The sequence below is a fragment of the Devosia algicola genome, assembly GCF_028816455.1.
Lineage (GTDB): Bacteria > Pseudomonadota > Alphaproteobacteria > Rhizobiales > Devosiaceae > Devosia > Devosia algicola.
In genome coordinates this window covers 2,950,574-2,976,462 of the sequence record NZ_CP118246.1, presented here as the reverse complement: position 1 = coordinate 2,976,462, position 25,889 = coordinate 2,950,574, and the positions used below count along the sequence as shown (strand labels likewise).

The window sequence follows — 25,889 nt, the reverse complement described above, 5'->3', positions numbered from 1 at the left end:
CTACCGATCGCGGCCATCAGGCTTGTTCTGGAGCGGCACCGCGTACAGGCTCAAGCCGGTGATCGACAAGCTTATAGCCGAGCTTGCGGGCGATGACTTCCTGGATGGCCTCGATTTCCTCGTTGCGAAATTCGATGACCTTGCCGGTGCGGATATCGATGAGATGGTCATGATGCTCATCAGGGATCAACTCGAAACGGGCGCGACCGTCCTTAAAGTCATGTTTGGTGACCAATCCGGCTTCTTCAAAAAGGTTCATGGTGCGATAGACTGTGGACAATGAAATGCGGGCATCAACAGCCGAGGCGCGCCGATAGAGTTCCTCGACGTCGGGATGGTCGCCACTTTGCTCGATGACCTGGGCGATGACCCGGCGTTGCTCGGTCATGCGCATGCCGCGCTGGGCGCAGGCCTCTTCTAGCGTCAGATCAGTCTCGACTTTGCTCACGCTCATCCTCCTGCCACCAATAGAATACGGCGTTACCCAAGATTGCGGGACATGACAAGGGCGGTAGCGGCGCTGCCATCGGCCTTGGGGTAGTAACCCTTTCGGGAACCTACTTTTTCAAAACCCTCGCGCCGGTACAGCGCCAGCGCCGGTTCATTGAGTTCATCAACCTCAAGAAACATGGTTTTAACCGGACTCATCATCAGATCGGTAAAGGCGGCATGCAACAGGGCGGTGGCTACTTTCTTGCCGCGCCATTTTGGATCGACAGCAATGGTCAAAAGTTCGGCCTCGTCGCCGGACAAACGGAACATGGCGAAGCCCGCGATGCGGCGCTTGGCGTCGCAGGCAACATAGGTGGGGGTGGTGGCCTCGGCCAGAAAACCGGCAAACTCGTCGCTGGACCAACCACGATAAAAGCCCTGTTTGTGCAATTTGGCGAGATCGGCCGCGTCGCGGGTTTGGCCGGGTTCAATATGCAGGCCGGCCGGGGCCATCCACAATTTCATCATGAGCCTTACTCGGGCAATGCGGGCGGCATTTTGCGGCTTGGCGTCGGCGTGGCGAACATAGCTGGCGACCGGTGCAAAAGCAGCTGGGTCGGCCTTGGCGCCAAATTGCGCCAGACGCACAATATCGACGAAGGGACTTTCAATGATTATAGCCCCGTTTGGCAGATTGGCTCGCGCTATCTCCATGGGGCAGAGGCGCGCCGCGTCGGCAGGGTGGCCCGGTGCGTCAAAATTTTGCACATAGGCTTCGCCACGGCGCGCATCTAGCAAGACGCTGACCGGTGAATTTTTTGGGGCGGCAAGCGAAATGGCCAACAGACTGGGCACGCCGATGACAGGAATCTGGCGCGCCAAAGCAATGCCGCGCGCCGCCGACAGGCCAATACGCAGCCCCGTAAAGGAGCCGGGACCAGTGGTGACCACAATGCGGTCGAGATCGGCGTAGACGAGATCATTGCGTGCCAGCAACGCCGCGATGCGGGCGAAAATCAGTTCCGCATGACCCGTGGTGATGTCATCAACACTTTGGTCGGTGCGACCATCGGCGTGCAGCAACGCCAATTGCAGACGTGGAGCAGCGGTATCAATGGCCAGCGCGATGTTCATAAATAGGGTCTAGCGATGCGGGCGTAGCTAGTCCAGCGGCTTGACGCTATGGATTGGGACGGCGACCTTGCCCGGATGCACACTGATTCGTTGCGAGTTGCAGTTTTATGACCTGGTTGGCGGAAACAGCCATGTTGAGCCATGGCTGGCGGCGGTTTTTATTGCTGGTAATGGCCGGGGCCATTGCCGCGCTTTCTATTGCGCCGCTTTTTGTGCTGCCGGCGCTGTTCGTGAGCTTTCCCGTGTGGATCTGGTGTCTTGATGGCGCCGAACGACGCGGCGGCTGGCAAACTATATTCGGCCCGGCCTTTAGAATCGGATTTGCCTTTGGGCTGGGTTATTTCACCGTATCGTTTCACTGGCTGGGCGCAGCGTTTTTTGTCGATGGCGGGATCATGCTGGCGATCATGCCGTTTGCCATTGTGGCGCTCGCGGCACTGATTGCGCTGTTCTGGGGGTTGGCCAGCGCGTTGGCCCATTTATTCTGGTCTGGAGGCGCTTGGCGAGTGGTGACCCTGGCGACTTTTTTGAGCATGGCGGAGTGGGCGCGTGGCCATGTGCTGAGCGGCTTCCCATTCGATCTGCTGGGTTATGCGCTGACGCCGACGACGGAAATGATGCAATTGGCATCGGTGATCGGGATTTACGGGCTGACGCTGCTGGCGGCGCTTTTGGCCATGACGCCAGCGCTGATATGGCCGGCCGATCAGCGCACGGTGACCCGGCGTCTGGCGCCGTTCTTTCTGGGCCTTCTGGTGCTGGTGGGTCAGATGGGCTTTGGCTACAACCGACTTTCGGACACGCCAGTTACGCCGATGAAAGATATCCGCATACGGCTGGTGCAACCGCTGATCTATGATCATGCCGACTGGAGCAAAGTCGATCCCGCGGCAACGATTGATCGGCTACTGACGCTGTCGCAAATGCAGGTCAATCCGGACGACAAGGGCTTGGCGGCTGTCACTCAGTTGGTGTGGCCGGAATCGGCGCTGCCGTTTTTCCTATCGCAATATCCTGAAGCGCTGGCACGAATCGCCCGGATGTTGCCCGACAATGTGGTGCTGCTGACCGGCGCGCCGCGACAGGACTACCGACCAGGCGACGCGCCCTCGACCGAACCGCCCTATAACGCCCTATTGGCGATAAATAGCGATGGCGAGGTATTTGACAGCTACGATAAATCGCACCTAGTGCCGTTTGGCGAATTCCTGCCATTTCAGGGCTTTTTTGCGCAATTGGGTATCAAGCAGTTTGTGCCGGGCGCCGACGGCTGGGCCCATGGGGACGCGCGGCGGCGCTTGATGAGACTGCCCAACACGCCGCCATTTCTGGCGCTAATCTGCTATGAGATACTGTTCTCGGGCGATCTGGGCGACACGGCGCAAGCACAATATCTGTTCAATATCACCAATGATGCGTGGTTCGATGGCTCGATCGGCCCGGCCCAGCATGCCCAACATGCCCGGGTGCGGGCGGTCGAGGAAGGCATGAGCCTGATCCGCGCCGCCAATTCCGGCGTAACCATGGCTGTTGATCCGCTGGGGCGGGTGACGGGGGGGTTACCCGTGCAACAGATGGACGTGCTGGACGTGGTCCCTGATGAGCGCCTGAGCACAACTATTTTTGCGAAATATCGCTATTGGCCACTGCTGATTGCCCTGCTTTTGGGCTTGGGTATCAGTGTGTTGGCAAGTCGAAGGCGAAAGCGGGGATCCTAGCGCGACAAATTTGTTCGCGAACAGTCATCTCAACATATCAAGATTTCTTTATATCTACCTTGACCGTGCAGCCACGCAGTGGCAGAAACTGCCCCCAATTGCTCATTTCTGAGCCTTTTGCGCATTTGGAGGCCTATCTTGGCACGCTCAACCTACCTGTTCACCTCTGAATCTGTCTCTGAAGGCCATCCCGACAAAGTCTGTGACCGGATATCGGACGAAATTGTTGATCTGGTCTTTCGCGAGGCGAAAAAGGCTGGCATGGACCCGGCCCAGGTGCGCATCGCCTGCGAGGCACTGGCAACGACCAACCGGCTGATTCTTGCCGGCGAAGTGCGCGTGCCTGAATCGCTGCTCAAGAAGGATAAGGACGGCACCATCATGCTGGACGCCGCGGGCAATCCGCGGGTCAACCCCTCAAAATTCAAGTCGGCAGCGCGCAAGGCGATCAAGGCCATCGGGTACGAGCAGTCCGGCTTTCACTGGAAGACGGTCAAGATTGATGTGCTATTGCACGGGCAATCGGCCGATATTGCCCAGGGTGTGGACGAGAGCGGCAACAAGGATGTTGGCGCAGGTGATCAGGGGATCATGTTTGGCTATGCCAGCCGCGAAACACCCGAATTGCTGCCAGCACCAATCTATTATGCCCACAAAATTCTCAATGATCTGACCAGTGCCCGCAAGGCAAGCACTGGCCCGGCCCGCGCGCTCGGGCCTGATGCCAAGAGTCAGGTCACTGTGCGTTATGAAAACGGCCAGCCGGTCGCGGTGACCCAGATCGTGCTGTCGACCCAGCATCTGGACGCATCGCTCAACTCAAGCGATGTGCGCCAGATTGTCGAGCCAATCATTCGGGCCGCCCTCCCCGAAGGCTGGGTTTCAGAGGAAACTGTCTGGCACGTCAATCCGACCGGCAAATTCGTCGTGGGTGGCCCCGATGGTGACGCAGGCCTGACGGGCCGCAAAATCATCGTTGACACCTATGGCGGCGCGGCGCCCCATGGTGGCGGCGCGTTTTCGGGCAAGGATCCGACCAAGGTTGACCGCTCGGCGGCATATGCCGCGCGTTACCTGGCCAAGAATGTGGTCGCCGCGGGCCTTGCCGATCGGGCGACAATTCAATTGTCCTATGCCATCGGCGTGTCGCAACCGCTGTCGATCTATGTCGATCTGCATGGCACCGGAAAAGTGGACGAGGCTCGGCTGGAGCTGGCGCTGGCACAGGTCATGGACCTGACGCCACGCGGCATCCGCACCCATCTTGACCTAAATAAGCCGATCTACTCAAAAACCGCAGCCTATGGGCATTTTGGCCGCAAGGCGGGTCGTGACGGCAGCTTTTCCTGGGAAAAGACCGATCTGGTCAGCGCGCTCAAGGCCGCCGTAAAGTAGTCGCTAGCCAATATCTGCCACCCGGCGTTCCGATCAGGCGGCACCAGGGCGAGACTTGACGACATGCCCCTTGTCTCGGCATGGGTGGGCATCATTTTGACTGTCGAGAATTATTGCCAATGGTCCACGAACTCCCCAAGACTCGCGATGGCGCCCCGCGCGCTTTTTCGGTCGCCGGTCTGGCAAGCGCCTGCACGAGGGACAGCAGGCCGTCTATGATGACACACTGCCCGATCTCGAGATCACGCTGGATGAGGACGTTCTGGACCCGGCGACGCTGTTTCCTGCCGCCGATAAACTGAGCCTTGAAATCGGTTATGGCGGCGGTGAGCATCTGGCACTTGAGGCCAGCCGCCATCCCGAAACCGGCTATATTGGTTCGGAAGTATTTACCGGCGGCATCGGCAAGATCGTTCAAACCATAAGTGAGCAACAGGCTCAAGAATATCAGGCTTTACACCGACGACGCCTATAAGCTGTTGTGCAAGCTGCCCGACGCGTCCCTAGACGAAATTTTCCTGCTCTATCCCGACCCATGGCCAAAGACGCGGCACCACAAGCGCCGGTTTGTTTCGCCAACAACACTCAAGGAACTGGCACGGGTGCTCAAGCCAGGCTGCCCGTTCTTTTTTGCGACCGATATTGAAGATTACGCCAATTGGACATTGGCCCATATTCTGGAGACGCCCGAATTTGTGTTCGCGCCGAGCCATCCGGGGGCCTGGCATGAACCCTATCAGGGCTGGCAAGCAACGCGATATGAGAAAAAGGCCCGCCGCGAGGGGCGGATGCTGAGCTATTATTTCACTTTTCGGCGGGCATAGGCGCCGGACGCACCGAGGTGCTTAAACCTATGTCCAAAGTTTAATGGGGCGATGGGGTGCAATTGGTCGCGATCGGACCCATATGTGGCTTGAATTTGCCTAGGGACTAGCATGTCTGCGTCACAGAACCCCGCCGATCATGAAAAATTGCTCGTGGTCAAACCCGGTAAATGGACCCTTGTGGTCATCACCCAGTTGCGGGCCGAGCGGCATCGCTTCAATGAATTGCGGCGTGGAATCGGGTCGGTATCCCAGAAAACCCTGACCTCGACGCTGCGCGAGTTGGAGCGTGATGGATTTGTGTCACGCACTATCTACCCCAGCATCCCGCCGCGGGTGGAATATGAGCTGACCGATTTGGGGCGCGCGTTTCTCGAGCTTGCGGATGGCTGGCGACGGTTCGCGACCAAACATCACGATAGCATCAAGGCGGCGCGGGTGCGTTTTGATACCGCACTTGAGGATGACGGCCCTTATTCGCGCAGTGCCAGCTAGCGTTTTGGGCACCGCCAGATTGTCCGGCGGTGCCAGTTTTTCACCGCTTAAAGCGCGACAGGACGCAGAGTGTCGGGGGTGAAATAACGCATTTCAGAGTGGCCATCGTCGGTCTTGACCCAGGCGCGGACCAGATCACCCCATTCCTCAACAGAAGTCGCTGGCACTCCCTGTTCATTTAGGCGGGTCAGCATGGTTTCGGCAACAAAGGCGCGAGCATCGTCAGTGCCGTCGCCAAAAGGCGATGTGCTGGCGAACGCTGGGACGGCGACACCAGCAAGGCTGGCCACGGTCACAAGTGCAATGATTGTATTCTTCATTTTGATAGTTCCTTGTGTCTTGGACGTCGGGAGGACATCGCTTCGAACACACTGGAAATGTGCCTTGATGATGTGCTTCGCAAGATGAGATTTTCCGCTCAAAGACCCTTGAAACACGCCCGGCGATGACCAGAGTTTTCACAAGGATATCAAGGAACTAGTTGGAAATTCAGTTTCCTGTGGGTAACCGGGTTTCGCACGCGATACGAACGGCACTTATTGGGGTTTTGCACGATCCGGCGCCGCTCAGAAGCTTATCGGGCCGATTGGCAGGCGTTCGCGAGCGCAATAATTGTCGAAAATTCACCGATGTCGCCCAACCAAAAAATAAATTCACAACAGGCGATTTTTTTCGCCGACACTGCATCTTGCTTGATGAAGGCGAGGATCGAGCCTGCCGGATTGATCCAAACATTATGGGAACCATTCGGTATTGCCTGCGTCAGTTTAAAAAAGGAGATCGTCATGCCCACCAGCGTCAAAATTCTCAAGACCGAAAAGATCACCCACAATGTGCGCCAATACCAACTCGAAAAACCCAAGGGGTTTTCGTTTGGTCCCGGGCAGGCCACCGAGTTGTCGATCGACAAGGAGGGTTGGCGCGACAAAAAACGCCCCTTTACCTTTACATCGCTCAATGACTGGGACGATCTGGAATTTACCATCAAAAGCTATACCGACCATCCGGGCGTCACCGCCGAGTTGTGGGGACTGGAAGCGGGCGAACGGCTTTTGCTGCGCGATGTGTGGGGCACGATCCAGTATAAAGGCCCCGGAACCTTTATCGCCGGTGGGGCGGGGGTAACACCCTTTATTGCCATCTTGCGCCAGGCTCAATGCCAGGGGCGGGCTCGCGGGCAACCGGTTGATTGTTTCGAACCGGACCGAGGGCGATATCATTTTGCGCGATGAGTTTGAGGGCATGGGTGGGCTCGAAACCCTGTGGACAGTCACCAATGACGCAAAGTCGGGTCTTTATCACGAGCGGATCGACAACACCTTCCTCAAACAGCATATCAGTGACTTTTCGCAGCAATTTTACCTGTGTGGCCCTGATGACATGGTCAAGGATTTGCGCGCGGCGCTAGAGGAACTTGGTGCCAATGTGGATGCGTTGGTGTGGGAAAAATAGCCGGTGGCGCTAAAGCGCCAGCCAGCTTAGCAGTGCTTGATTAAAAGCCGTCTTTTGCTCACGCAGGGCAAAGTGCCCAGCCTGCTTGATGAGGACCAGTTCCGACATAGGAATCAAACCATGCATGCGGGCCGATAGCGATGGCGGGGTGACCTGGTCGTCATCGCCCACAATAATGCTGGTCGGGCAGGAGATGGATGGCAACAAATCGTAGGCTTCGGACCGCGCCATGATGGCAGCCTGTTGGCGGGCGTAGATTTGCGGGCCGGTGTCCAGCGCCATTTGCAGATGGAGAGCCCGCAATTCGGCATCATTGACATGATCGGGATGAACATTATTGGCGAAATTGGCGCCGGCAATGGCTGAAAATTTTCCCGCCCGCGCCAAGTCAATCTGGCGCTGCCGGTTTTCGCGCTGTTCAATGGTATCGCTACCAGCGCCGGTACTGAGCAAGGCAAGGCGACCGATCCGGTTCGGGGCCTGGCGCAGAATTTCAAGCGCGATGTAACCGCCCATCGAAAAACCCAATAGCGCAAAATGAGCCGGCGCTTCCGCCAATATTGCACCAGCAATTTCGGCGATGGTCGCGCCACGGCGATGATCGGCGATCATGACTGATCCTCGAGCCCACAGCGTTGGCAGGAAGGGTGAGAAGACGGCATCGGTGCAATTGAGCCCGGGCACGAGCAGGATGGGCGCATCGGTCATAACAGCACTTTACACAATTTGGGCGCTCTTGCCCTCGCGGTTTAAGGGGAGTATAGAGCAAGCAACATCTCTGGCGGTTTGCAGAGTGGGAGCCGCCCGGCCCCCGCTCTTTTTTATTCCCAATCGCCAGCAAATTGACAAGTCGTACTGGAATGGGCGCAGCGCATCGACATGAGCTTTGATCTGAAAGAAAAGCGATACATCAAGGAGACGGGCGTCGAATCGCGTATTGCCGCGATTGTCGAGCCGGTGGCCAATGATCTGGGCTATGCGCTGGTGCGCATCAAACTGACGCAGGAGAACGGCTGCACATTGCAGATCATGGCCGAAGACGCCAACGGCAATTTCAACATCACCGACTGTGAGAAGTTGTCGAAAGATTTGTCGCCGGTGCTGGATGTGGAAGACCCGATCGATCGCGAGTATCATCTTGAGGTGTCGTCGCCCGGCATTGACCGGCCGCTGGTGCGCGCACGCGACTTTGCCGCCTTCATCGGTTTCGAGGCCAAGATCGAGGCTCAATGAAATGATCGAGGGGCGGCGGCGATTTCGCGGCTTTATCCTCGAGGTCGACGATGAGGCGGTGACCATTCGCCTGCCCGATGCGCCCGCGGGGGCTGATCCCAACCATCGCCTGCCATTGGCGATGCTGGCGGATGCAAAGCTTGTCATGAGCGATACGCTGATGGATATGGCGCGCAAGGCGCAGGAAGAAAACAATCCGCTCGATGACGACGATATCGAGACCGAAACTGATGAAATGCCCGACGATTTCGATGATGAGGATCAGCCGGGCACCGATGACGACGACAAAAGCTCCAAGGAGATACATTGATGGCTGTTAGCGCGAACCGACTGGAGCCTGCTGCAAATCGCAGACGCCGTTGCCCGCGAAAAATCGATCGACCGTATGGTGGTGATCGAGGCCATGCAGGACGCCATCGAAAAAGCGGCCAAGGCGCGCTATGGCGCCGAAACCGAAATCAAGGCCGAGATCAATCCGCGCTCGGGCGAGTTGCGCTTGTGGCGCCTGCTCGAGATCGTTGACGAGGTCGAAGAATCCTCGCGCCAGGTCGCGCTCAAGGATGCACTGCCCAAGAACCCGACTGCCAAGGTTGGCGATTTTTTGACGGAACCCCTGCCCCCAATCGAATTTGGTCGCATCGCCGCCCAGTCGGCCAAGCAGGTGATCGTGCAAAAGGTTCGCGATGCCGAGCGCGAGCGCATGTATGATGAATATTTCAATCGCATCGGGGAAGTGGTCAACGGTTCGGTCAAGCGCGTCGAATATGGCAATGTGATTGTTGATCTTGGGCGCGGTGAAGCGATCATCCGTCGCGATGAATTGATCCCGCGTGAAATGTTCCGTTATGGCGACCGTGTACGGGCCTATGTCTATGATGTCCGCCGCGAGCAGCGCGGACCGCAGATTTTCCTGTCGCGCACCCATCCGCAGTTCATGGCAAAACTGTTCATGCAGGAAGTGCCCGAAATTTACGATGGAATCATCACCATCCGCTCGATTGCGCGCGATCCGGGTAGTCGCGCCAAGATTGCGGTGACCTCGTCGGACAGCCTCGATCGATCCAGTCGGTGCGTGCGTGGGTATGCGCGGCAGCCGCGTGCAGGCTGTTGTCGGGGAGTTGCAGGGCGAAAAGATCGATATCATTCCCTGGACCGACAATATTGCCGATCTAGTGGTGTCCGCACTTCAGCCAGCCGACGTCGCCAAGGTGGTTCTGGACGAGCAGGCCGAGCGTATCGAAGTTGTGGTGCCTGACGAGCAATTGAGTCTCGCCATCGGGCGTCGTGGGCAGAATGTACGGTTGGCCAGCCAGCTTATTGGCTGGGATATTGATATTCTGACCGAGCAGGAAGAGAGCGAGCGGCGCCAGAAGGAATTCTCCGAACGGTCGGCTTTGTTCATCGAGGCCCTTGACGTTGACGAGATGGTTGCCCAACTGTTGGCTTCGGAAGGCTTTTCCACGGTTGAGGAACTGGCCTATATCGAACTCAACGAAATCGCCACGATTGAAGGGTTCGACGAGGAAACCGCAACGGAAATCCAGAATCGCGCCATTGAATATCTGGCCGCAATCGACCGGGCCCATGATGACGAGCGCAAGAAACTTGGCGTCAAGGATGAACTTTTTGATATTACCGGGCTCAATGCTGCCATGCTGGTGGCGTTAGGTAAGGAAGACATCAAGACGGTTGAAGACTTTGCGGGTTGCGCTGCAGACGATCTGGTTGGATGGTCGGAGCGCAAGGATGGGGAAACCAAACGGTTTGACGGCACGTTCAAGGATTTCCCGATCAGTCGCGAGGAAGCCGAGGACATGATCATGCAGGCGCGCCTGCAAGTGGGCTGGATAACCGCTGAAGAACTGGCCGGCGAGGAGGGCGAGGCCTCGCAGGAGGAAGCGGTTTAGGCGTTTCGGCGGGGTTGGTTATGGCCCGTAGTGAAGCAACCACGCGCCTTTGCGCGCTGACGCGTGAGGAAAAACCGGTTACGCAGCTTATTCGCTTCGTACTAGGGCCTGATGGGGTGATGGTGCCCGATACCGATGCCAAGGCAGAGGGACGTGGCGTCTGGATCAGCCTTGACAGGGACGCGGTGGCACAGGCGGTCAAGAAAAAGGTCTTTGGCCGGAGCCTCAAATGTGAGGTAAAGGTGCCTGACGACCTGCCAGCGCTAACCCAGCGGCGGTTGGAGCAGAGATTTTTGTCGGCCTTGGGCATGTGTCGCAAGGCCGGGCAGATCGTGACAGGAGCAACAAAGGTTCGAGCCTTGCTGGCCAGCGGCGAGCTGATTGCGCTACTGACCGCGACCGATGCTTCGCCCGATGGGCGCAGTAAAATGGTGGGGCCGCTCAAGGCCTTGCACTACGGGGCCGAGGAAGAAGGCATTGTGGGGTTTGACGTGCCCCATATCGAATTGCTGAGTTCAGAACAAATGGGTTTGGCACTTGGCCTCGAAAATGTGATACATGCTGCGCTCATGAACGGGGCCGCAGCCCGCTCAGCACTGGAAAAGGCCCGCAGACTGGCCCTATACAGCGCTAAACATGGTCAAAGTGACAGCGACCGCGATGCGGTTGGCGCTGACATTTTGTCGAATGGCATGGAGTAGAATCGAAATGGCGATGTAACTGCCCGATCGATTTTTCGACACACAGAGACAAGAGACGCGATTTACATGGCTGATAACGACGACAAGCGCACCGACGATAATTCTGGCGCTGGCGGCAAGAAAACACTGACATTGAAGGGTGGGCCGGGCATCGGCAATCGCCCCGGAGTGGCGCGCTCGTCTCGCACCGTGGTTGTAGAGAAGCGCACGCGGCGTGTTGCTACGCCGGGCGCTTCCAATAGCGGGCCCAACGCCACGCCGCGCCCTGCCGATCCGCAGCGCCCCCAAGGCCAACGGCCAGCTGGCGGGCAACGCCCCCCTAGCGGTCAACGCCCGCAGGGTGCGCGGCCAACGCCACAGCAGCGCACGCCTGCTGCCGGTTTGTCGGCAGCTGAGGCCGAAGCGCGCCGCGCCGTGCTGCGCGAAGCAGGTGCCCGGCAGGAAGAAGAAAGCAGGCGCTTTGCCGCCGAGGAAGCACGCCGCATCGAGGAAGATGCGCGTCGTCGCCAAGTGCGTGAAGACGCCGAGCGTCAGGACGAGGAGCGCCGCCAAGCGGCTGGGGAAGAGGCCGCACCAGCAGCCGATTCCGATGCACCACGCGCGGCACCCGAAGCCGAAAAACAGGCTGAGGCGGCACCCCAGACCGCCGAGGAATTCGTTCCCCAGTCTCAGCGTCAGGCTGGACCGAAGAGCGTTCGCGTGGTTGCAGGTCGTCCCGGCCAGCCGCCCCGGCCACAGCGTGCAGCTGGTGAGCGCCCCAATCCCAACGCTCGTCCCGCAAGTGAACGCGGTGCGGGCGCTGCATTGCGCGCGCCGGCAGGCGCCCGACCCGGTGCCGAACGCCTTACAACTGGCGCAGGCATGGCCCCGATTGGCAATGTGCCGCCCGCTGAACCGAGCGAAGCAGACGGGCGCAGGGTGCGCACCGGAGCCCCCTCCAACCGCCCCATCGTAAATGCCGCCGAGCTTGAAAACGCCCGACGCGCCTCGCGTGCTGCTCCTGAGCGCCCAACACGGCGTTCAGGACAGGACGGCAATGGCCGCGGTCGCCTGACCGTTACCAATGCCGGTGTTGAAGGTGATCGTGACAAAGGGCCATCGCTGGCCGCCATGCGTCGCCGCCGCGACAAGAAAATGGGCCGCAACCAGACGGTCGCGCCAAAACTCAGCCGCGAAGTCACCATTCCCGAAGCCATCACGGTGCAGGAACTGGCAAACCGCATGGCCGAACGCTCAGTGGTGGTGATCAAATATCTGATGGCTCAAGGCCAGATGGCCACTATCAATGATGTGGTCGATGCCGATACCGCCGAACTGATCGCCATCGAACTTGGTCACACGGTCAAGCGCGTTTCGGACGCTGACGTTGAAGAAGGGCTGTTCGATCTGCCCGCCGATGACAAGGCCGAGGATTTGACCGACCGTGCACCGGTCGTGACCATCATGGGCCATGTCGACCACGGCAAGACCTCGTTGCTGGATGCGATCCGGGAAGCCAATGTGGTGTCTGGTGAAGCCGGTGGCATTACCCAGCATATCGGCGCCTATCAGGTGGAAAAGAACGGTGCCAAGATCACCTTTCTCGATACGCCGGGCCATGAGGCCTTTACCGCCATGCGGGCGCGCGGCGCTCAGGCCACCGACATTGCCATTCTGGTGGTGGCAGCCGACGACGGCGTAATGCCGCAGACCATTGAATCGATCAAGCACGCCAAGGCGGCCGAAGTGCCGATCATCGTGGCGATCAACAAGATGGACAAGCCCGGCGCCGATCCGCAACGGGTCCGCACAGAGTTGCTACAGCACGAAGTGTTTGTGGAATCCATGGGTGGCGATGTGCTGGACGTCGAAGTCTCAGCGATCAACAAGACCGGTCTCGACAAGCTGCTCGAAACCATTCTGTTGCAGGCCGAAGTGCTTGAACTCAAGGTGGCCCGTGACGGGCGCGCCGAGGGTCTGGTGGTTGAAGCCAAGCTGGATCGCGGCCGTGGCGCAGTGGCAACGGTTCTAGTGCAGCGCGGTACCCTGGCGATCGGCGACATTCTGGTTGCCGGCATTGAATTTGCCCGTGTGCGGGCGCTGATCAATGACAAGGGTGAGCAAGTCAAGGAAGCGGGTCCGTCCACACCTGTGGAAGTTCTGGGCTTTACCGGCGTTCCAAGTGCCGGTGATCGCTTCTCGGTGGTTGAGACCGAGGCGCGGGCGCGTGAGGTGACCGAATATCGCCAGCGTGCCATCCGTGAAAAAACCGCTGGTGGCGGCGCAACCAGCCTTGAGCAGATGATGAATCAACTCAAGGATTCGGGCATTGCCAAGTTCCCACTGATCATCAAGGGCGACGTGCAGGGTTCTGTCGAGGCGATTACCGCGTCGCTTAACAAGCTGTCGACCGAAGAAGTGTCGGCGCAGATCCTGATGTCCGGTGTGGGCGGTATTACCGAGAGCGATGTGACATTGGCGACGGCATCGAACGCCATCATCATAGGGTTCAATGTGCGTGCGAACAAGCAGGCGACGGATCTGGCAACCCGCGACGGTATCGAAATCCGCTATTACAACATCATCTATGATCTGGTTGATGACGTTAAGGCGGCAATGTCTGGCCTGTTGAAACCGGAACGGCGCGAGACCTTCATCGGCAATGCTTCGATCCTGGAAGTGTTCAACATTTCCAAGGTTGGCAAGGTTGCTGGGTGCCGGGTTACCGAGGGCATGGTGGAGCGCGGCGCAGGCGTGCGCCTGATCCGCGACAATGTCGTTGTGCACGAAGGCAAGCTATCGACGCTCAAGCGCTTCAAGGATGAAGTCAAGGAAGTCCAGACCGGTCAGGAATGCGGTATGGCGTTCGAGAAATATGAGGACATGCGTGTGGACGATGTCATCGAATGTTTCCGGGTCGAGACCATCCAGCGTTCTCTGTAGACCGAGCACAGATCAGATCAAAAGGGGCGCCCGGCGAGGCGCCCCATTTTTTGCGGCATACCGATTGGCTCACACCGGGGCGGGCTCGTCGGTCTCCTGAACCACCAGATCGCTGAGTTGTACCGCGCCCTCGTCGCCAACAACAGACACCGCGCCGCTGGTACCCAGATCGAACGAATGTTTTTCGTCGTCGGGCAGGCCTTCGCGACGCGACAGGCGCACCATGACAAAGCCAATCAACGCCACCTGGATGACGCTATTGGTGATGAAAAGGCCGGTTGGGCCGAACAGTTCGATATTGAGCGAGGCAATCAAGGGGCCGATGGTCGACCCCAGTCCATTGAGTAGCAAAAGGCCGGCGGAAATTTCCACATAGTCGGCGCGGTCGGCAAAGTCGAAAACATGGGCTGCGGCAATAGCATAGGCAGGCAGCAAACCTGCCCCGAATACAAGTCCCATCAACAGCCATATATTGGTGATCTGGGGCACGAGCATGATGGCGATGCCCATGATGACGCTGGCGACCGCCAGTCCGATCAGGACCAATCGTCGATCCACGGAGTCGGAAAGCTTGCCGGTCGGCCACTGTGCCAGGGCGCCACCAAGAACCGCGGCACTCATGAACAGGGCGGCATCAGTTACGCTGCCACTGGCTGCACTGGCATAAGATGGCCCCAACGACCAGAAGGCGCCCGTTGCCAAACCTACGAGAAAAATCGCCACGGTGCCGGTGGGCGATAGTCTGAACATGCGAATCGGGCGAAACCGCACAAGGGTGATCGGTGGTGGCTGCGCGGTCTGGGTCAAAACGATGGGCACCGCAGCGAGCGAGACCAGCACCGAGGCGATCGAGAACAGTATAAAGGATGAGGGCTGAAACAGGGTGACCATCATCTGACCCAGTGTGATGACGGTGAAATTGACCGTCACATAGGTCGAGATCAAAGTGCCGCGCGTTTCATTGGTGGCCTGATCATTGAGCCAGCTTTCGACCACCAGATAGAGTCCGGCCAGACAGAAGCCAGTGACGAGACGCAGACCGATCCAGATCAGGGCATCGACGGCGACTGGATAACCAAGCGCGGCAGCCGAGGCGATCGAAACGAGCGCCGCAAACGTGCGGATATGGCCGACGCGCACAATCAGGCGCGGGGTAAAGGCGCACCCCAGCACAAAGCCGAAAAAATATGCTGACCCCAAGAGGCCGATCTCCACCGAGGAAAATCCCTCGATGCCGCCGCGAATAGGTAGCAGCATGAGTTGGAGGCCATTGCCCATGATCAGGAAGGCAACGCTCAATAGAATGGCACCTACCGCTATGAGTGGTGCTGTGGGGCGGGGTGGGCTCGTCACATGGTTTCCTTGGTCGCAATGGGCCAGATGCGGCACTGATTTATGGCTGGCTAGGTCAAACTCGCGTCGGGGTCACCGCGTCTTTATTGCCCGGTTCGGCCCGCGCCGCCACAACAAAGAAAACTATGATTTATCGGGCTCATCCTCGATAAATATCCGTACCTTGGTGACCCGGTGTTTTTGCCGCGCCATCACCAGGAATCTATAAGTCCCCAATCGGGTTTCCTCACCGCGCAGTGGAATGCGTTTGGCCTGATTGATGACGATCCCGGCAACAGTATTGGCATCATCGTCGGGCAGTTCCCAGCCGAGAGCGCGATTGACATCGCGAATGGCAATGCTGGCGTCCATGACGTAGCTGCCGTCGGCATGTTTGCGAATGCCGGCGATGGCCTCTTCCTCTGGCGTGTCCTGTTCGTCCGAAATGTCGCCGATGATCTCTTCGATAATGTCTTCAAGTGTCACCAGGCCCTCGACCGCACCATATTCATCGAGCACCAACGCCATGTGGGAATGGCGCTTCTGAAAATCGGTCAATTGCGCCTGCAGGCTGGTGTTTTCGGGCACATACCAGGGCTCGACCATGATATTGGTAATATTGACGCCACTGGCATCGCCCTTGGCCGCCAACATGGCGCGCAATACGTCCTTGACGTGAACGACGCCCACAATATTGTCGCGATCCCCATCATAGATCGGAATGCGAGTGTAGGAGCTGTCCAGCACCGCCGCCAGCAGGGCTTCAGCGGGTTGATTGGCATCGAGCGCCACCATATTGGTGCGGTGCACCATGACGTCGCTGACGCTGAGGTCGCGCAGGTCGAGAATGCCGCCCAGCATATCGCGATCACTCTTGACCATACCGCCTTCGGAATGGAGCAGATCGACAGTGCCGCGAACCTCTTCATGTCCCGATACCGACATGTTGGCATCCAGCTGCAGCCCGAAGAGCCGTAGAATGGCGTTGACGATGGCCTGCACCGCCAGGGTTACCGGCGCAAACAGCAGCACAACCAGCCTGATCGCCGGCGCCACCACCAATGCAAAGCCGTCCGGCCTTAACAGTGCCAATGTCTTGGGAAGAACTTCAGAAAAGATCACCACGGCGGCCGTCATCGCGACGGTGGCGTAAAATATGCCCGCTTCGCCGAAAATCTGAATGAGCACGCTGGCTGCAAGGGTCGAGGCCAGGATATTGACGATGTTGTTGCCCAAAAGGATGGCCCCGATCAGCCGTTCCTTTTCGCTGGTGAGTTGTTCAACGAGACCGGCCCGCCGGTCACCGGACCTGGCCAATTGATGCATCCGGGCGCGCGATGCCGCCGTCAGCGCCGTTTCGGATCCCGAAAAAAGAAACTCACCGCCAGCAGGGCAACAATGCCCCCGCTGGTAAGCCAAAGCATTGCGGTCATGAAAGGTTCGTCGTCCTCATCGCTGTCACACCCAGCGCGCCGGTTGTATCCAAAAAAGCGCGCGGCTCCATGCTAAGCCATGATGCGGCAAACCCCAATGCCGTCAGTGCCCTCATTTGTGGATGCAGGGCGTTACGCCAGGGTCAAACGTCGAGATTGCTCACACTCAGGGCATTGTCCTGAATGAATTCGCGACGCGGTTCGACCAGATCACCCATCAGAGCGGTAAAAATTGAATCGGCGTCATCGCTTTCGCGGATTTCCACCTTCAGCAGGGTGCGCACATTTGGATCCAGCGTTGTTTCCCACAATTGGCTGGGGTTCATTTCGCCCAAACCCTTGTAGCGCTGCAGGGAAATGCCCTTGCGACCGGCCGCAGTCACGGCCTTGAACAGGGAGGATGGTCCGTGGATCGGCGTGGTTTCGCCCTTGCGCTGCAGTGTCGCGACGCCGCCGAACAATTCATCCAGTCGCCCGGCGATCAGGCGAAGCTTGCGGGCATCGGCGCTGTTGAGCAGCGCTGGGTCAATCCCATGGGTTTCCGACACACCGCGCACGACACGGGTAAAGGCCAACCCGTCATCGTCGGTTATTTCGCCAGTCCAGCCGCGTTCCAACTCATCAGAAATACGATCCAGCCGATTGGCGATCCGGTCCAATGTTACCTGGGCCTTGTCGGGGTCGGACAGGCCCTCGGGGTCCAGTGCCCCCACAATTGCGGCCTGTTCGACCAGGCTGCGATCATAACGGGTGTTAAGGTTTTCAATAGCGTTCACGATATCGCGCGACTGCTGCAGGATCGACAAGAGATCGGCCCCGGCATGGGTCAACCCATCACGAGTTGTAAACACCGCATCTTCGGTCCCAGTAGACAGCAGGTAATCCTCAAGTGCCCGCTCGTCCTTAAGATATTGCTCGGACTGGCCGCGCTTGATCTTGTAGAGCGGTGGCTGGGCAATATAGATGTGGCCGCGTTCGATCAATTCGGGTGTCTGGCGATAAAAGAAGGTCAGCAGCAGGGTGCGAATATGGGCGCCGTCGACATCAGCGTCAGTCATGATGATGATCTTGTGGTAGCGCAGCTTGTCGGCATTGAACTCTTCACGCCCAATGCCGGTGCCGAGTGCCGTGATCAACGTGCCGACCTGATCCGAGCCGATCATGCGATCAAACCGCGCGCGCTCGACATTGAGGATTTTGCCGCGCAGCGGCAGCACAGCCTGGGTAGCGCGGTCGCGTCCCTGCTTGGCCGAGCCACCAGCGGAATCACCCTCAACGATAAAGATTTCGGATTTCGCCGGATCGCGTTCCTGACAATCGGCCAACTTGCCGGGCAGTGATGATATTTCCAGTGCTCCCTTGCGTCGGGTCAGTTCGCGGGCCTTGCGCGCGGCCTCGCGGGCGGCGGCGGCTTCGGCGACCTTGCTGGCAATAGTGCGCGCTTCGGTGGGGTGCTCCTCAAACCACTGCCCGAGCTTTTCATTGACGACATTCTCGACAACTGGCCGCACTTCGGAGGACACCAGCTTGTCCTTGGTCTGGCTCGAAAATTTCGGGTCCGGCACTTTTACAGACAAAACGCAAGTCAACCCCTCGCGGGTGTCGTCACCGGTCATCGAGACCTTTTCTTTTTTGGTGATACCCGAATTTTCGGCATAGCCTCGTCACCTGCCGGGTCAAGGCACCACGCAAACCGGCCAGATGGGTGCCGCCGTCGCGCTGGGGAATATTGTTGGTAAAGCACAGCACATTCTCATGGTAACTATCGTTCCACTGCAGCGCCACTTCGACGGTAATGCCGTCTTTTTCATGCAAGATGGTGATTGGCTTATCGATAACCGGGCTCTTGGACTTGTCGAGATAATTGACGAAGGCTTCCAGCCCACCCTCATAGTAGAGCTCGACATCGACCGGCTCGGGATGGCGACGGTCTGAGAGCAGAATGCGTACGCCCGAATTCAGGAACGCCAGTTCGCGCAGGCGATGCTCCAACGTCTTGAAATCGAACTCGACCATGGTGAAGGTGTCGGTGGAGGGCATGAAACTGACCTCGGTCCCGTTCCGGCCCTCATTGACCCCGATGACCTCAAGCGGACCATCGGCTTCCCCGTGGGTGAAGGCTCATTTTATGGATCTTGCCGTTACGGCGGATGGTCAAATGCAGCCACACCGACAGCGCGTTGACCACCGATACACCCACACCGTGCAAGCCGCCCGAAACCTTATAGGAATTCTGGTCGAATTTTCCCCCGGCATGTAGCTGAGTCATGATCACTTCAGCTGCCGATACCCCCTCTTCCTTGTGGATGTCGGTGGGAATGCCGCGACCGTTGTCGGTTACGGTCACCGAACCATCGGGATTGAGCGTCACGGTCACGCGGTCTGCATGACCCGCCAGCGCCTCGTCAATGGCGTTATCGACCACCTCATAAACCATGTGATGCAGACCCGAACCGTCATCGGTGTCACCGATATACATGCCTGGACGCTTTCGTACGGCATCGAGCCCCTTGAGCACGCGAATGCTGTCGGCGCCATATTCAGCTGGATCAGGCATAATATCGTCGGTCATGAGGGTCCGAATCAGGCTCGTTAGAATAGATTAGTTGTAGTCGATCGGGGCCATATACCCAAGCAAAATGGCCTTTTTGGAGCAGGTTTGCGGGGCAAAAACGCAAGGATTAGTGACCAGGGTGGAGCCGCCCGCCGCGCACCAGGATCGGCTGGCTCCGATCTGCCAGCGCTTCAAACAGCATCGGGTCGGTGCCGGTGAGAAAACACTGTCCCCCAAGGCCGTCCAGCGCCGCAAACAGCGCTCGCCGTCGATCAGGATCAAGATGGGCGGCAATTTCGTCGAGCAGCAGAAAAGGCGTTATTCCGGCGCGCTGTTTAACCAGCCGGGCATGGGCCAAAACCAGCCCGATCAGCAATGCCTTTTGCTCGCCGGTTGATCCCAGCGCCGCCGGCATGGCTTTTTGGGCATGGACGACGTCCAGATCCACCCGGTGCGGCCCCACCGTCGTCCGCCCGGCGGCCCGGTCCAGGCCCCGCGACCGTCGCCAGATTTCTGACAGTTCCGCTTCCAGATCCGTCGATGAGATCGGTTCGTTCCGGTCCTCGAACAGGGGGGCCAAGGCCAAATGTGCCGCCGGAAAACTGTCGTCGCTCAGACTTTGGGATGTCAAGGCCTGCAAGTGGGTCAAACTGTCGGTGCGGGCCAGATGAATCGCCGCTGCCGTTTCGGCCATCTGCGTTTCGATAGCATTGAGCCAGTGCGCATCGCCGTTTTCCTCGAGCAGGCGATTGCGCTGTCGCATGATTTTGTCAAAATCATTGACCGTGGCCGAATGGCCGGGAATGAGGGTGGTGACGAGCCGGTCAAGGAAACGGCGGCGGTCTGCCGCCGGACCCGAAAACAGGCCATCCATGGCTGGAGTCAACCACAATACGCGCAGATAATCGCTCATTGCTTCGACCGAACGCGCATTGGCGCCATTGATACGCACACGGCGGGCGCCGCCGTCATTGCCGCTGGCACCGCTTCCGATATCGACAGGCCCCTGGCTGGTTTCAATCGTGGCGGCCACGGCCCAGGGGCTTTCGGCGCCCTGCGCCTGGACCATTTCGAAGCTGGCGCGCCGCAGGCCGCGTCCTGGCGACAACAAGGATATGGCTTCAAGCAAATTGGTCTTGCCCGCCCCGTTGGGGCCGGTCAGGACGACGTGGCGCGCGTCGAGATCAAGCGCCGCCGCCGTATAATTGCGGAAGGCACTCAGGCGCAGCCTGGATATTGAACGATTGGCGGAGTTGCTCAGGTTCGGCCCTAAACGCGCATCGGCATCAGCACATAGAGCGCCCGGGCGTCCCCATCTTCGCGCACCAGCGTGGGTGAACCGGCATCGTTGAACTGAAAAATTGCGCTCTCGGAACGGATCTGGCCAACGATGTCGAGCAGATAGCGCGCATTGAACCCGATCTCGAAACCATCGGTCTCGAATTCGACCGCCAGGCTCTTCGCTCGCTGTGCCGTGATCGGGATTGGTCACCGACAATTCCAGCTGTCCATCAGTTGCCGATAGCTTGACGGCCTTGCCACCGCGTTCCGAGGCAATGGTTGAGACACGGTCGACTGCCGTCGCGAAGGTGGCGCGATCAACCCGCATCGTCTTGTCGTTGTTCTTGGGTGTTACCCGATCATAGTCGGGAAAAGTGCCTTCGATCAGTTTGGACAACAAGACAACGCTGCCCAGCGAGAAGCGAATCTTGGTGTCCGACACCTCCACCGCCACATCGCCCTCGGCGCCATCCAGAAGCTTTTGCACCTCGCTGACGGTCTTTTTCGGCACTATGATGCCGGTCATGCCTGCTGATCCACTTGGCGCCTCTGTATCGGCCCGCGCCATGCGGTGGCCATCGGTAGCGACAGCACGCAGCACCGGCTCGCCCTTCGAAACCTCGATGGTGTGCAGATAGATCCCGTTGAGATAATAGCGCGTCTCTTCATTGGAGATGGCAAATTGGGTGCGCTCGATCAATTCGCGCATCGAAGGGGCGGGTACCGCAAAATCGTGGGTAAAACTGCCCGATTTGAGATCGGGAAAACTGTCCGGCGACAGGCATTGCAGATGAAAACGCGAGCGGCCCGACGTCAACACCATCTGCTCGCCGCCATCGGTTTCTAGTTTTACCTCGGCACCGTCGGCCAGCTTGCGGACGATCTCATACAATGTGTGAGCGGGAACCGTCGTGGTGCCGGGGGTCGACACCATGGCGGGAACACTTTCGGTAACTTCTATGTCGAGGTCGGTTGCCCGCAATTCAACTTTGTCGTCACTGGCCTTGAACAGCACATTGGCCAGAATGGGATAGGTATTGCGCCGTTCCACGACCCGATGCACATGCCCCAGGGATTTCAGCAAATGGTTGCGTTCGAGCGTAACTTTCATCGGTCCGGCATCCTCAATTCACGCACTGCCCTGTGGGCAACAAAATCCCCGGCGAGCCGGGGCGCAGACCATGGCAATTTGGCTATGAAAACGCAAGGGCGTGTTCGGGTTTGCCCAGAGCATTTGGTCGCAACCAAGCGAAGCGACCGAAATTGCCGACGTTCGGCGGCAATTGGGTACGACCAGCCGCGTTTGACACTGTGATAGACGCCGGGTTCGGTGACCCGGCGCGGGCGCAATACTATTCTTCGATCATACGCTTAAGCAGTTCGATTTCCTGGCACAGTTCGCCATCGTCCTTCATCATCTGCTCGACCTTGCGCACCGAATGGAGCACGGTGGTGTGATCGCGCCCGCCAAAGCGGCGGCCGATTTCAGGGAGCGAACGTGAGGTCAGGGCCTTCGCCAGGAACATGGCGATCTGGCGCGGGCGTACAACATCGCGCGAGCGACGCGCCGACAACAATTCGTTGCGCGGCACTTTATAATGGCGCGACACGATGCGTAAAATATCCTCGATCCGTACCCGGCGTGCTTCCTGACTGCGAATGAGATCGCCCAGGGTCTTTTCGGCCAACGGCACGGTGATCATTTCGCCGGTCAATTGATTGGCGGCAACAAGGCGATTTACCGCCCCATCGAGATCGCGACCATGGCTGACCACCACCCGAGCAATATAATCGACAACGGCGGTGGGGAAATGCATGCCAAAACGAGTACTGGACTGGTCAGCCCGGCGCTGGACGATGGCGCGGCGCAGTTCGACGTCAAAAGTTGTAATCGGCACCACCAGCCCACCTGACAGGCGGGAGCGGACCCGCTCATCAAGCATTTCAAGGTCACGCGGGGGCGCATCACCGGCGACTACAACCTGTTTAGCGCCGGTCAGAAGGGTTCCCAGGGTATGGCCGAACTCGGTTGCCGACTTGCCCTGCAGGAACTGCATGTCGTCGATCAGCAACAGATCAACCTTGCGCAACCATTCCTTGAACGCCAACGCCGATTGGCGCTGCACGGCGGTGATGAAATGATACATGAAATGATCAGCGGTCAGATATACAATGTTCTTGCTGGCGTCGGCTGCCGCTGTCTCATGGGCAATGGCATTGAGCAAATGCGATTTGCCCAGACCAACGGTTGCATGGATATAGACCGGATTGAAACTGACCGTATTATTGACCGTGGCCTGCGCAATCTGGCGCGCCACCCCAAATGCCATTTCGTTGGGACCGCCGGCAACAAAACTGTCAAAGGTCATACGCTGATCAATGGCACTCCCCGAGAGCGCGTCACCCTTCTGGGCGGTATTGTCGCGTACCAGGCGCGGCATTGCCGGTGCCGAGGGCGCAGACGGGGCTTCGCGCAGCGGCGTCTCAGTCTGGGCGGCGATGCGAGGGCGTGCCTGCCCATTAACCCGCAGCGTCACCTGGAGGCGAGCCAGATCTGGAGCGTCCTTCTTCAACGCTTCCAATATCCGGTCCGCGTAGTTTGATTGAACCCAGGAACACAAAAACCGCGTCGGGGCCGACAAATGGCACAGATCATCGACAATTTCTTCAAGGTCCAGCCGGGCAAACCAGCTGGTAAAAACATCCTCGCCAACCGCCACTTTCAACCGCGCCCGCGCACGGGTCCAGAGATCGCGTTCGGCTTCTGACGGCGTTGAGATGGAAGTCATTGCAGACGTGTCGCCCCTTGTTGTTGTCATTGTCAAAAGTTGATTGGATTTGTGCCAATCACCCTGTCCGGCGGTCGCCTGTAACTTCATCGTCTGTGCCCCATGTTTCTTCAGCCCTGTTACGCAACGGCCAAGCCTGTCCTTGTTATTCATCGACAACGGATCCGACCCTGCCGGAAATTTGACCCGTTGCTCCGCCCCGCGCCCGAATTTCGGGCGCGTTTCATCGTGCCGCGGCAACGCCATCGGCTGTCGTTTTGAATTGTTTTCTGAACCCGACCAGACCTGGCCGAAAACTCTAATCTACGCCCAAACTTACCAAGCACCACAAAGTGACGCCGAACTCAAAATGTTCAAGTGACATTGGTTGCCAAACCAAGAAAGCGCTGCGCTTTCTGCCCTATTCTATTTGCCCCAAAATTGTACCTGAAAACTTGAGAAGTCCGATCTTGTTGCCGTCTTTTCTCAAGGCTCGCCAAACTATATTAGAGGGGTCCTTTTGCCCTCGCAACATGTGAATCGCTGAAATAGGGGCTTGACTCTGCGAAGCTGAAAAAAGGTGTCCGGACGCCGAACGACAGCTTGCTGCAAACGCTTGTGACTCAATGGAGAATCAATTTTACCACACGCGACTCGCTAAAAAAAATTGTTCGCCCAAGCCCACTTTTCCGGGTCCAGGCACGCGACATTCCGTCCCATTTTTCCATTGCAATTTCGGATAAGCGGTTGTCAGGCTGTAATTTTTCGGGTGCGGCGCGACTGTGACGAAAATGTCGCATTTATTAGGTGATGCTCGCGCTCCGGATTTGAGGCGCCGGGCGCCGCGCACAAAAAAGGCTCCCTGCGGGAGCCTGAATTATCGTGACCATAGTGGTCGTGAATATTGGTCGACGCTTAAGCCGACAAAGCCTTGACCCGGCCATTAAGGCGGGAGACCTTGCGGGATGCCATATTGGCATGAAGAATACCCTTGCTGGCGGCGCGGTGGATTTCAGGCTCGGCAGCGCGGAGCGCTTCCATGGCGACCTTGTGATCGCCAGCGACGATGGCTTCCTCAACCCGGCGGATAAAGGTGCGAATGCGCGAACGGCGAGCCTTGTTGACGGCGGTGCGCGCTTCAATCTTGCGGGTAGCCTTTTTGGCTGAACTGGTATTGGCCATGATAGTCCTCTTGGCACGTGCATCGGGCAATTCGCGCGCGGTTGCGTCGCAAGTGTCCGGGATCAAAATGGAAGCGGCGGCCTATCAATCAGCCGCCAAGTTGGCCGGTCTATACTAGTGCGGCCCGCTGTCGTCAACATGATTCAGGGTTTAGGCCGGTATGCGACCCCCTCATGGCTGCTTTTGACATAGCGGGCAGAAAAAGCTCGATCGGCCCGACTGAACGATCCTGCCAATATTGCCGCGGCAGTCTGAGGTTGGGCAAGGCTCACCTTCCCGGTCATATACGGCAAAATTGTGCTGGAAATAGCCAGATCCTCCCTCGGCATTGCGAAAATCCTTGAGGGTGGAACCGCCGACAGCGATCGCTTCGGACAATACCGCCACCACCGCCTGCGCCAAATCGTCAAGTGCCGGTTTGGGTCGCCCGTCTTTACCCACCAGCGTTTGCGCGGCAGCTGTTGGCAGAATATGCGCACGAAAGAGTGCCTCTGACACATATATATTGCCCAGCCCGGCGACCACGCGCTGATCCAGCAATGCCGCCTTGATCGGTGCCTTTTTGCTGGCAAAGGCATGGGCCAACATGTGGGCGTTAAACTGGTTGCCCAACGGTTCTGGCCCCAATACGTTCAGATAAGGGCTGTCTTCGAGCCGGTCCAGCAGATCGATAAAGCCGAACCGGCGCGGATCGGCATAGATAAGAGCCATAGGTCCATGATCAGGATGCTCGATTGCCCAGACCATGTGATCATGTTTCGGTGCCGGATCGGGTTCATGATAGCGCGACGGCGTATCGAGATGGCGCTGGGCAAAGCGATAGGACCCGGTCATACCAAGGTGGCTCAGAACCGTTCGGCCATTGGCAAGCCGGATCAGGAGGTATTTGGCCCGCCGCTCCACCGCGATAATGACCTGTCCCTCGAGCGCAGCGACGAGGTCAGCGGGAAAGTCGAACCGCAGATTTTTCCGGTTTAGGGTGACGGTGCCAATCCTGGCATTGACCAGATAAGGCTCCAGACCACGGCGAACCGTTTCCACTTCGGGCAATTCAGGCATGGTTTACCTCCGCAAGCCTGCGCCGCTTTGCGCCATGGCAAACCGGTGCGCTCTCCGCTATGATAAT

The 25,889-nt window shown here is 58.3% G+C and carries 20 protein-coding genes and 5 pseudogenes; 12 read left to right on the top strand and 13 right to left on the bottom strand.

What is annotated here, in order from left to right; all coding sequences use genetic code 11:
* Together PSQ19_RS15890 and tsaB are read right to left on the bottom strand one after the other, a co-directional pair.
* Window positions 1-454 (bottom strand): annotated as a pseudogene (locus PSQ19_RS15890) (Fur family transcriptional regulator).
* A 26-nt stretch (window positions 455-480) separates the two neighbouring features.
* Window positions 481-1,566, bottom strand: a complete 1,086-nt coding sequence (tsaB, locus tag PSQ19_RS15885) for a tRNA (adenosine(37)-N6)-threonylcarbamoyltransferase complex dimerization subunit type 1 TsaB (RefSeq protein WP_282218533.1) — start codon at window positions 1,564-1,566, stop codon at window positions 481-483.
* Between the two features lie 131 nt (window positions 1,567-1,697).
* Between tsaB and lnt the strand changes: the two genes are divergently transcribed.
* The 5 genes from lnt to PSQ19_RS15865 all read left to right on the top strand — a co-directional run bounded on the left by lnt (window position 1,698) and on the right by PSQ19_RS15865 (window position 5,998).
* Window positions 1,698-3,284, top strand: coding sequence for an apolipoprotein N-acyltransferase (lnt, locus tag PSQ19_RS15880; RefSeq protein ID WP_282218532.1), 1,587 nt, complete (start codon window positions 1,698-1,700; stop codon window positions 3,282-3,284).
* Between the two features lie 138 nt (window positions 3,285-3,422).
* A complete protein-coding gene (gene metK / locus PSQ19_RS15875; RefSeq protein WP_282218531.1) occupies window positions 3,423-4,679 on the top strand; it encodes a methionine adenosyltransferase in 1,257 nt (418 codons plus the stop codon).
* Window positions 4,680-4,779: 100 nt separating this feature from the next.
* Window positions 4,780-5,154 carry a tRNA (guanine(46)-N(7))-methyltransferase TrmB gene (locus tag PSQ19_RS20000; protein ID WP_407649171.1) on the top strand — a complete coding sequence of 125 codons (375 nt, stop codon included), beginning with the start codon at window positions 4,780-4,782 and terminating at the stop codon, window positions 5,152-5,154.
* A complete protein-coding gene (gene trmB, locus PSQ19_RS19995) occupies window positions 5,105-5,503 on the top strand; it encodes a tRNA (guanine(46)-N(7))-methyltransferase TrmB (RefSeq protein ID WP_407649011.1) in 399 nt (132 codons plus the stop codon). The genes PSQ19_RS20000 and trmB overlap by 50 nt, the downstream gene beginning before the upstream one ends.
* 111 nt (window positions 5,504-5,614) lie before the next feature.
* Window positions 5,615-5,998 (top strand): winged helix-turn-helix transcriptional regulator, encoded by a 384-nt coding sequence (locus PSQ19_RS15865; protein WP_282218530.1) that lies wholly within the window; start codon window positions 5,615-5,617, stop codon window positions 5,996-5,998.
* Between the two features lie 47 nt (window positions 5,999-6,045).
* On the opposite strand, the gene PSQ19_RS15860 is transcribed toward PSQ19_RS15865, so the two are convergent.
* Both PSQ19_RS15860 and PSQ19_RS15855 read right to left on the bottom strand, forming a co-directional pair.
* Window positions 6,046-6,318 carry a hypothetical protein gene (locus PSQ19_RS15860; protein ID WP_282218529.1) on the bottom strand — a complete coding sequence of 91 codons (273 nt, stop codon included), beginning with the start codon at window positions 6,316-6,318 and terminating at the stop codon, window positions 6,046-6,048.
* 254 nt (window positions 6,319-6,572) lie between these two features.
* On the bottom strand, window positions 6,573-6,800 hold the full coding sequence (locus PSQ19_RS15855; RefSeq protein ID WP_282218528.1) for a hypothetical protein: 228 nt from the start codon (window positions 6,798-6,800) through the stop codon (window positions 6,573-6,575).
* Between PSQ19_RS15855 and PSQ19_RS15850 the strand changes: the two genes are divergently transcribed.
* Both PSQ19_RS15850 and PSQ19_RS15845 read left to right on the top strand, forming a co-directional pair.
* On the top strand, window positions 6,784-7,230 hold the full coding sequence (locus PSQ19_RS15850; RefSeq protein WP_282218527.1) for a ferredoxin reductase domain-containing protein: 447 nt from the start codon (window positions 6,784-6,786) through the stop codon (window positions 7,228-7,230). The genes PSQ19_RS15855 and PSQ19_RS15850 overlap by 17 nt on opposite strands.
* On the top strand, window positions 7,220-7,450 hold the full coding sequence (locus tag PSQ19_RS15845) for a ferredoxin reductase domain-containing protein (protein ID WP_282218526.1): 231 nt from the start codon (window positions 7,220-7,222) through the stop codon (window positions 7,448-7,450). Before PSQ19_RS15850 ends, PSQ19_RS15845 begins: the two co-directional genes overlap by 11 nt.
* Window positions 7,451-7,459: 9 nt before the next feature.
* Here PSQ19_RS15845 and PSQ19_RS15840 read toward each other — a convergent pair whose 3' ends face one another.
* Window positions 7,460-8,158 (bottom strand): alpha/beta fold hydrolase, encoded by a 699-nt coding sequence (locus PSQ19_RS15840; protein ID WP_282218525.1) that lies wholly within the window; start codon window positions 8,156-8,158, stop codon window positions 7,460-7,462.
* 171 nt (window positions 8,159-8,329) lie between these two features.
* On the opposite strand from PSQ19_RS15840, the gene rimP reads away from it, so the two are divergent.
* The 5 genes and pseudogenes from rimP to infB all read left to right on the top strand — a co-directional run bounded on the left by rimP (window position 8,330) and on the right by infB (window position 14,213).
* On the top strand, window positions 8,330-8,683 hold the full coding sequence (gene rimP / locus PSQ19_RS15835) for a ribosome maturation factor RimP (RefSeq protein ID WP_282218524.1): 354 nt from the start codon (window positions 8,330-8,332) through the stop codon (window positions 8,681-8,683).
* Between the two features lies 1 nt (window position 8,684).
* A complete protein-coding gene (locus tag PSQ19_RS15830) occupies window positions 8,685-8,993 on the top strand; it encodes an LSm family protein (protein WP_282218523.1) in 309 nt (102 codons plus the stop codon).
* Window positions 8,993-10,590, top strand: a pseudogene (gene nusA / locus PSQ19_RS15825) (transcription termination factor NusA). Before PSQ19_RS15830 ends, nusA begins: the two are co-directional and overlap by 1 nt.
* 20 nt (window positions 10,591-10,610) lie before the next feature.
* Window positions 10,611-11,291 carry an RNA-binding protein gene (locus PSQ19_RS15820; RefSeq protein WP_282218522.1) on the top strand — a complete coding sequence of 227 codons (681 nt, stop codon included), beginning with the start codon at window positions 10,611-10,613 and terminating at the stop codon, window positions 11,289-11,291.
* Between the two features lie 66 nt (window positions 11,292-11,357).
* Entirely contained in the window at window positions 11,358-14,213 is a 2,856-nt protein-coding gene (infB, locus tag PSQ19_RS15815) for a translation initiation factor IF-2 (protein WP_282218521.1), read from the top strand.
* Window positions 14,214-14,282: 69 nt separating this feature from the next.
* Here infB and PSQ19_RS15810 read toward each other — a convergent pair whose 3' ends face one another.
* From PSQ19_RS15810 to mutM, 8 genes and pseudogenes are all read right to left on the bottom strand, one after another.
* Window positions 14,283-15,566 carry an MFS transporter gene (locus tag PSQ19_RS15810; protein ID WP_282218520.1) on the bottom strand — a complete coding sequence of 428 codons (1,284 nt, stop codon included), beginning with the start codon at window positions 15,564-15,566 and terminating at the stop codon, window positions 14,283-14,285.
* Window positions 15,567-15,689: 123 nt separating this feature from the next.
* Window positions 15,690-16,871: an HlyC/CorC family transporter gene (locus tag PSQ19_RS15805; RefSeq protein ID WP_407649010.1), complete on the bottom strand. Its 1,182-nt coding sequence runs from the start codon at window positions 16,869-16,871 to the stop codon at window positions 15,690-15,692.
* 250 nt (window positions 16,872-17,121) lie between these two features.
* Window positions 17,122-19,550: pseudogene (gyrB, locus tag PSQ19_RS15800) on the bottom strand (DNA topoisomerase (ATP-hydrolyzing) subunit B).
* A gap of 109 nt (window positions 19,551-19,659) precedes the next feature.
* Window positions 19,660-20,757, bottom strand: a pseudogene (gene recF / locus PSQ19_RS15795) (DNA replication/repair protein RecF); the annotation flags it as partial.
* Between the two features lie 44 nt (window positions 20,758-20,801).
* Window positions 20,802-21,924: pseudogene (gene dnaN, locus PSQ19_RS15790) on the bottom strand (DNA polymerase III subunit beta).
* Between the two features lie 241 nt (window positions 21,925-22,165).
* Window positions 22,166-23,602: a chromosomal replication initiator protein DnaA gene (gene dnaA, locus PSQ19_RS15785; RefSeq protein WP_282218519.1), complete on the bottom strand. Its 1,437-nt coding sequence runs from the start codon at window positions 23,600-23,602 to the stop codon at window positions 22,166-22,168.
* A gap of 894 nt (window positions 23,603-24,496) precedes the next feature.
* On the bottom strand, window positions 24,497-24,763 hold the full coding sequence (gene rpsT, locus PSQ19_RS15780; RefSeq protein ID WP_282218518.1) for a 30S ribosomal protein S20: 267 nt from the start codon (window positions 24,761-24,763) through the stop codon (window positions 24,497-24,499).
* A 171-nt stretch (window positions 24,764-24,934) separates the two neighbouring features.
* A complete protein-coding gene (gene mutM, locus PSQ19_RS15775; RefSeq protein ID WP_282218517.1) occupies window positions 24,935-25,822 on the bottom strand; it encodes a bifunctional DNA-formamidopyrimidine glycosylase/DNA-(apurinic or apyrimidinic site) lyase in 888 nt (295 codons plus the stop codon).
* Between the last annotated feature and the right edge of the window lie 67 nt (window positions 25,823-25,889).